Annotated in this window: 11 protein-coding genes; 5 read left to right on the plus strand and 6 right to left on the minus strand. The window is 72.0% G+C overall.

From position 1 onward, the window contains the following. Window positions 1-428 (minus strand): dihydrodipicolinate synthase family protein (locus NQ160_RS16095; protein WP_257516180.1); only part of this gene is annotated, 428 nt, incomplete at its 3' end. 47 nt (window positions 429-475) lie between these two features. Here NQ160_RS16095 and NQ160_RS16100 point away from each other — a divergent pair. Continuing rightward, window positions 476-1,015 carry an NUDIX domain-containing protein gene (locus tag NQ160_RS16100; protein ID WP_257516181.1) on the plus strand — a complete coding sequence of 180 codons (540 nt, stop codon included), beginning with the start codon at window positions 476-478 and terminating at the stop codon, window positions 1,013-1,015. On the opposite strand, the gene NQ160_RS16105 is transcribed toward NQ160_RS16100, so the two are convergent. From NQ160_RS16105 to NQ160_RS16115, 3 genes are read right to left on the minus strand one after another with little or no spacing between them, the layout of a single operon-like run. Then, window positions 1,016-1,780, minus strand: coding sequence for an SDR family NAD(P)-dependent oxidoreductase (locus tag NQ160_RS16105; RefSeq protein ID WP_257516182.1), 765 nt, complete (start codon window positions 1,778-1,780; stop codon window positions 1,016-1,018). A 9-nt stretch (window positions 1,781-1,789) separates the two neighbouring features. After that, complete coding sequence (locus tag NQ160_RS16110) at window positions 1,790-2,305, minus strand: dihydrofolate reductase (RefSeq protein WP_257516183.1); 516 nt, start codon at window positions 2,303-2,305, stop codon at window positions 1,790-1,792. Then, a complete protein-coding gene (locus NQ160_RS16115; protein WP_257516184.1) occupies window positions 2,302-3,111 on the minus strand; it encodes a thymidylate synthase in 810 nt (269 codons plus the stop codon). The genes NQ160_RS16110 and NQ160_RS16115 overlap by 4 nt, the downstream gene beginning before the upstream one ends. 85 nt (window positions 3,112-3,196) lie before the next feature. Between NQ160_RS16115 and NQ160_RS16120 the strand changes: the two genes are divergently transcribed. From NQ160_RS16120 to NQ160_RS16135, 4 genes are all read left to right on the plus strand, one after another. Further along, window positions 3,197-3,631 carry a TlpA family protein disulfide reductase gene (locus tag NQ160_RS16120; RefSeq protein WP_257516185.1) on the plus strand — a complete coding sequence of 145 codons (435 nt, stop codon included), beginning with the start codon at window positions 3,197-3,199 and terminating at the stop codon, window positions 3,629-3,631. Between the two features lie 8 nt (window positions 3,632-3,639). After that, window positions 3,640-4,215 carry a DUF4395 domain-containing protein gene (locus NQ160_RS16125; RefSeq protein WP_257516186.1) on the plus strand — a complete coding sequence of 192 codons (576 nt, stop codon included), beginning with the start codon at window positions 3,640-3,642 and terminating at the stop codon, window positions 4,213-4,215. Window positions 4,216-4,302: 87 nt separating this feature from the next. Beyond that, entirely contained in the window at window positions 4,303-4,728 is a 426-nt protein-coding gene (locus tag NQ160_RS16130) for an OsmC family peroxiredoxin (protein WP_257516187.1), read from the plus strand. Window position 4,729: 1 nt separating this feature from the next. Beyond that, window positions 4,730-5,641 (plus strand): TIGR01777 family oxidoreductase, encoded by a 912-nt coding sequence (locus NQ160_RS16135; protein ID WP_257516188.1) that lies wholly within the window; start codon window positions 4,730-4,732, stop codon window positions 5,639-5,641. A 37-nt stretch (window positions 5,642-5,678) separates the two neighbouring features. On the opposite strand, the gene NQ160_RS16140 is transcribed toward NQ160_RS16135, so the two are convergent. After that, window positions 5,679-6,134: a hypothetical protein gene (locus NQ160_RS16140; protein ID WP_257516189.1), complete on the minus strand. Its 456-nt coding sequence runs from the start codon at window positions 6,132-6,134 to the stop codon at window positions 5,679-5,681. Further along, window positions 6,131-6,591: dihydrodipicolinate reductase C-terminal domain-containing protein (locus NQ160_RS16145; protein ID WP_306853507.1), on the minus strand; the 461-nt coding region annotated here is incomplete at its 5' end. The genes NQ160_RS16140 and NQ160_RS16145, both read right to left, overlap by 4 nt.

Here is a 6,591-nt window from a genome sequence, read left to right on the forward strand (position 1 = left end):
CCGGGGATGTCGTAGAGGATGACCGGAAGGTCGGTGGCGTCGGCCACCAGGCGGAAGTGCGTGAGGATGCCCGCCTGGGTGGGCTTGTTGTAATACGGCGTGACGATCATGATGCCGTCGGCGCCGGCCTTCTCGCTGGCCTTGTACAGCTCGATGGCGTGGGCCGTCTCGTTCGACCCGCCGCCGGTGATGATCTTGGCGCGGCCGGCCGCGACGTCCTTGCCGACCTCGACGAGGCGGATCTTCTCCGGGTCTGTGAGGGTGCTCGTCTCCCCCGTCGTGCCGGTGACGACGATGCCGTCGGCGCCGGCGGCGATGACGTCGTCCATGTGCTTCTCGACGGCCGGCCAGTCGACCTCACCGTCGGCGGTCATCGGTGTGACGAGCGCGACGAGGACCTGTCCGAACGGGTTGGCCTGATGCGTCATGTTCCCAGGGTATCGGTTCACCGGCGCGCTCCCGATAGTGTCGCGCCATGACGTGGCAGACCCGAGCGACCCGTGAGGTGTACGGCAACAGGTGGATCCGCGTGCGGGAGGACGCCGTCACCGGCCCCGCCGGACGGGGCATCTACGGGGTGGTCGAGATGCGGCATCCGGCCGTGTTCGTCGTCGCCGTCGACGACGAACAACGCGTGTGCCTGGTCGCGGTGGACCGTTACACCGTCGGAGCATCACTCGAGGTGCCCGCCGGCGGCTCCGACGGCGAGGACCCGCTGGACGCCGCCCGCCGTGAGCTCGCCGAGGAAGCGGGCGTGACGGCATCCGACTGGGAGAGCCTGGGTGTGATGAGCGCGCTGAACGGCATCGCCGTCGCCCCCGAGCACGTCTTCCTCGCCCGCGGCATCGGCGCGGTGCAGGACGCCGCGCACACCCAGGCCGAGGAGGGGATCGACGCCGTGCACTGGGTGCCGTTCGGCGAAGCGCTCGCGATGATCGCCGACGGCCGCATCACCGACGGCGAGACGGTCGCCGCACTCGCGTACGCCGGCATCCGCCTGGGGCGCTTCGCCTGATCAGCGGCCCTTCGACGCCGTCGCGACCACGAGGCGGTCCGGCAGCACGCGGGTGAGCGCGACGAGCGCCTTGTAACGCAGCGACGGCACCGAGACGGATTTGCCGCGCGCGACGTCTCGGAGGGATTCGGCCACGACGTCGCGGGCGTCGAGCCACATCCACGCGGGCACCCCCTCGCGCCCCGGCTCCATGCCCATGCGCTCATGGAAGTTCGTGTGCGTGAACCCGGGGCACACCGCGGTGACCGTCACCCCGCGCGGGCGGTAGGCGACGTTCGCCCACCGGCTGAAGCTGATGAGCCAGCCCTTGACGGCGCCGTAGGTGGAGCGCGGGGTGAACGCGGCGACGGATGCCACGTTGACGATGCGCCCGCGGCGGCGGGCCAGCATGCCGGGGAGGGCGGCGCGCATGAGCGCCATCGGCACGGCGACGTGCAGGGAGAGGTGGCGCTGCTCGTCGGCGATGTCGTTGGTCTCGAAGGCCAGCGGCAGCCCGAAGCCGGCGTTGTTGACGAGCATGTCGACGGGGCGGTCCTCGTCGCCCAGCCGCGCGACGACCGCGGCGAGGCCATCGGGATCGAGCAGGTCGGCGGCGAGCGCCTCGCACCCCACGCCGTGCGAGGCGGTGAGATCATCTGCGAGTGCGGCGAGCGCATCGGCATCCCGTGCGACGAGCACGAGACCCATGCCGCGCTCAGCCAGCTGCCGGGCGTACTCGGCGCCCAGTCCCGAGCTCGCGCCGGTGATGAGTGCCGTCCTCGCCATGGGGCGAGCCTACGACGCCGGCTGGAGGGTGAGGAAACGGTAGCGGATGCCGGTGCGCGACGTGTGCCACCCCTCCCCCGGGTCCGTGTCGACCGTGCGCCACGCGCTGCGGTCGGGCGCGAACGTGTCGCCGTCCACGTCGAGATCGAGCTCGGTGACCTCGAGCAGGTCGGCGCGGTCGATCGCCTCGCGGAAGAGACCGCCGCCGCCGATCACCCAGATGCGGTCGGGGGCGTCCGCGTCGGTGTCGGCGAGCTGCAGCGCGGCATCCAGCGACGCGGCGCGCTCCGCGCCCTCGGCGGCCCAGGCGGGGTCACGTGTGACGACGATGTTGCGTCGCCCCGGCAGCGGACGGAACCGCGCCGGGAACGATTCCCAGGTCTTGCGGCCCATGATGACGGGCGCCCCGGCGGTGACGGCCTTGAAGTGGGCGAGGTCCTCGGGGACGTGCCAGGGCATGCCGCCGTCGGCGCCGATGACGCCACCGCGGGCCTCGGCCCACACCAGGCCGATCGGCGCGCTCACACCGCCACCGCGGCGCGGATGGCCGGGTGGTGCCGGTAGTCCTCGACGACGAAGTCCTCGTAGCGGTAGTCGAAGATCGACTCCGGGGTGCGGGCCAGACGCAGGGTCGGGTACGGGTACGGGTCGCGGCTGAGCTGCTCGCGCACCTGCTCGAGGTGGTTGTCGTAGATGTGGCAGTCGCCGCCGGTCCAGACGAACTCTCCAGGCTCCAGGCCCGTCTGCTGGGCGACCATGAGCGTCAGGAGCGCATAGGAGGCGATGTTGAACGGCACGCCCAGGAACAGGTCGGCCGAGCGCTGGTACAGCTGGCACGAGAGCTTGCCGTCGGCGACGTAGAACTGGAAGAGGGCGTGGCACGGCGCGAGGGCCATGCTCGGGATGTCGGCCACGTTCCACGCCGAGACGATGAGGCGGCGGGAGTCCGGGTTCGTGCGGATCTGGTCGACGATCTGGGCGATCTGGTCGATGTGGCCGCCGTCGGGCGTGGGCCATGAGCGCCACTGCACGCCGTACACCGGGCCCAGCTCGCCGTCGGCATCCGCCCACTCATCCCAGATCGTCACGCCGTGCTCGCGCAGCCACGACACGTTCGACTCGCCCCGCAGGAACCACAGCAGCTCGTACGCGATGGATTTGAAGTGCACCCGCTTGGTGGTGATGAGGGGGAACCCCTCGGCCAGGTCGAACCGGATCTGCCGGCCGAACACGCTCGTGGTGCCGGTGCCGGTGCGGTCGTCCTTGCGGGTGCCGTGCTCGAGCACGTCGCGCAGGAGGTCCTCGTACGGGGTGGGGATCGCCGTGGTCACGGCTGCCACGATACCCGCGGTCGCCGCCGGCAGCTTATCCACAGCGCGCGCGCCGGTACATGCGGAAGGGCTAGCCTGAGCCGTAGTGAACCCCGTCGATGCTCTCCTCATCCTCACCGCGCTGCTCGCGGTGACGCTCGGGGTCGGCGTCTTCGCCCGCTGGAGACAGAGCCGGCCGCAGCACCACGTGCCCAACGAGGTCGTGGATCCCGAGCGGCTGGGCGCGGAGCGCCTGGGCGACACGGCGACCCTGCTGCAGTTCAGCACCGAGATGTGCTCCCGCTGCCCGGGCGTGCACCGCACGCTCTCGGCCGTCGCCGACGAGCGCGACGGGGTGCTGCACCTCGACGTCGACCTCACCCACCGCCCCGACATCGCCAAGCACTTCGGCGTGCTTCAGACACCCACGACGCTGATCCTCGACGGGGATGGTGCCATCCAGACCCGCTTCGGCGGCATCCCCACCCGTCACGTGGTCGAACTCGAGCTCGCCCGGTTGACATCGGACATCGACAGGTGAACCGGCCCGTGGATGGCACGCCCGCCGGGATCGACCCCCGCGGTCCCCGCTTCGCGGCGGCCATCACGTCGGCCCTGCTGCTCGGGACCACGCTGCTCGGCCTGGTGGGCATGTCGACCGCCCGCGCGTCGTTCGGCTGGTTCGCCTACCACCCGCTGGCCGACGAGGTCTTCGCCCCCGCCGGCTGGGCCGTCGCCCAGGCGTCCGTGGCCGAGCGTGCCGGTGACCCGGGCTTCGTCGCCCTGCTCGTGCTGGCGCTGCTGTTCCTGTGGGGCGTGCTGTCACCGCGCACTGCGCCCTGGGCTGCGCTCTTCCGCAGGCTGGTGAAGCCACGGCTGGCCTCGCCGACCGACCTCGAGGACCCGCGCCCGCCGCGGTTCGCGCAGGGCGTCGGGCTCTTCGTGTGCGCCCTCGGCCTGCTGCTGCACCTGGCGGGCGTGCCGTGGTCGCTGCCCGTCGCCGCGGCGGCGGCCTTCGTCGCCAGCTTCCTCAACGCCGCGTTCGGCCTCTGCCTCGGCTGTCACCTGTACCTGCTGCTGCAGCGGGTCGGGCTCGTGGGCCGAGCACGCCCCGGCGCGGCCTGACGGCCACGCAGCCGTTCCCCCGCGGCATCCGCCCCGTTAGGCTCGCACCGGGAGCGCGCCCGGCGCCCCGCCGACCGGGAGGACACCATGAGCGTCACGAGCGAAGCCAGCACCACGTGGCAGGGCACACTTTTCGAAGGGTCGGGCGAGGTGGACCTCGGAAGCTCGCACCAGGGTCCGTTCGCCGTGAACTGGAAGGCCCGCAGCGAAGGATCCGGGTCGGTGACGACCCCCGAAGAGCTCATCGCCGCCGCGCATTCGTCCTGTTTCTCGATGGCGCTCTCGAACGCGCTCGCCCAGAACGGCACGCCCCCCGAGCGCATCGAGACGACCGCCTCGGTCACCTTCGTCCCGGGTGAAGGCATCCGCGGCAGCCACCTGAACGTCAACGCGAGCGTCCCCGGCTTGTCGCCGGAGGACTTCGCCCGCCTCGCCGAAGAGGCCAAGAGCGGGTGTCCCGTGTCGGCCGCACTCGCGGGCATCGAGATCACCCTCGAGGCGACCCTCGCCTGACATGGTCGACCAGGGACGACCACGACGCGTCGTGCTGGCGGGGGCGTCGGGGCTGATCGGCAGCGCGCTCGCCGAGTCGCTGCGCGCCGACGGCATCGCCGTCACGACGCTCGTGCGTCGGGCGCCCGCGACCCCCGACGAGGTCGAATGGCTTACCGACGACTCCCCGCTGAACCCCGACGTGCTCGCCGGCGCCGACGCGGTGGTGGGCCTCAACGGCGCCAGCATCGGGCGGTTTCCCTGGACCGAGGCATACAAGCACGAGATGCTGTGGTCCCGCATCACGCCGACGCAGGCAATCGCCCGTGCCGTGCGCGACCTGGGCGACGACGCCCCCGCCTTCCTGTCGTCGTCGGCGGTGGGATATTACGGATCCGCTCCCGGTGAGCGTCTCACCGAGACCGCCGGCCGGGGTGAGACGTTCCTCGCCGACCTCTGCGGCGAATGGGAGGCGGCAGCCTTCGCGGCCGGTGACCGTGCCCGGGTCGTCGCGCTGCGCACCGCGCCAGTCGTGCACCGCGAGGGGGTCCTCAAGCCCTTGTTGCTGCTGACTCGGGCGGGTGTCTCCGGTCCGATCGGCCGCGGTACGCAGGCGTGGCCGTGGATCTCGCTCGACGACGAGGTGCGTGCGATCCGCCACCTCATCGATGCCGACGTCGAAGGACCCGTGAACCTGTCGGGGCCCACACGGGCGACCGCGAACGACCTCGGCTTCGCGCTGGCGGTGCAGCTGAACCGCCCCTACCTCGTGCGTGCGCCCGCCTGGGCGATTCGACTCGTGCTCGGGCCGGACGCGACCGAGGCGCTGCTCACGACGGATTCGTTCGTCGTGCCGCAGGCGCTGGAGGCGACGGGCTTCGACTTCGAGCATGAGACCGTCGACGAGGCGGTCGCGGCGGCGCTGGCTTCGTAGCCGCGGCGGTTGCCGGGCGGTCGCCGGGCGGGGTGGCCTAGCGGGCCGCGGTGCGGGACGTGCGCTCCAGCGCGATCGCCTTGCGCACCGCAGCGCGCGCGCGTCGGCGGTCGCCCGCCGCGTCGTATGCCAGGCCCAGCCGGTACCAGGCGCGCCAGTCGTCCGGTGCCGCCTCGACCTCCGCGCGGTAGCGGGGGAAGAGCGCATCGGCCTCTTCGCGCAGCGGACGGCCACTCGGACGCACCGAGACGGTCTCGGTGGGAAGACCATCCTCGGCCTCGAGACGGCGTCCGACCTGCTGGGCCCGCACCCCGAACCACAGCTCACGACCCAGGCCCCACGCCGCCAGCACCGGCAGCGCGAACAGGGCCACGCCCATCGCGACGCCGACCGGTTCGCCGCTCATCAGCAGCAGCCAGCCGCGCTGGGCGACGAGCACGATGTACAGCGCCAGCATCACCGCCATCACGGCGACGCCGATACGGGCGCTCATGCGCCGGTGGTGCGGGCGACCTGACCGGGCACGCCGCCTTCGTCGATACCCGCATCGGCCGATTCCGCGCCGGGAAGACGGATGCCGATGTCCAAGAAGCTGTCGAGCCCCACCACCACCCCGCGGGCGTCCCGTGCGGCCTGCAGGGCCAGCCGGATTCCGGGCGCGTAGGCGCGGGCGGGGTCGATGGTGTCGTGCACGATCGACAGCGACTCCCCCGGCCCCGAGAGGATCGTCTCCTGGCGGGCGATGACGCCGGGACGGCGCAGCGAATGGATCGGCACGCTCGCGACCTGCTGTCCGCGTGCGCGCTGGTCGACGTGTGGCGACTCGACGGGACCGACCTGGGAGCGCGAGGCGGCGATCAGCTCGGCGGTGCGCACCGCGGTGCCGCTGGGGGAATCGACCTTGGTCTCACGGTGAGCCTCGACGATCTCGATCGAGGGGAAGAACGGGG

This window comes from Microbacterium sp. zg.Y909 (genome assembly GCF_024626565.1).

Coding starts and splice junctions, on each gene's coding strand:
- NQ160_RS16100 (WP_257516181.1), top strand. CDS start 476: ATGACGTGGCAGACCCGAGCGACCCGTGAGGTGTACGGCAACAGGTGG.
- NQ160_RS16135 (WP_257516188.1), top strand. CDS start 4,730: ATGGTCGACCAGGGACGACCACGACGCGTCGTGCTGGCGGGGGCGTCG.
- NQ160_RS16140 (WP_257516189.1), bottom strand. CDS start 6,134: ATGAGCGCCCGTATCGGCGTCGCCGTGATGGCGGTGATGCTGGCGCTG.
- NQ160_RS16130 (WP_257516187.1), top strand. CDS start 4,303: ATGAGCGTCACGAGCGAAGCCAGCACCACGTGGCAGGGCACACTTTTC.
- NQ160_RS16105 (WP_257516182.1), bottom strand. CDS start 1,780: ATGGCGAGGACGGCACTCATCACCGGCGCGAGCTCGGGACTGGGCGCC.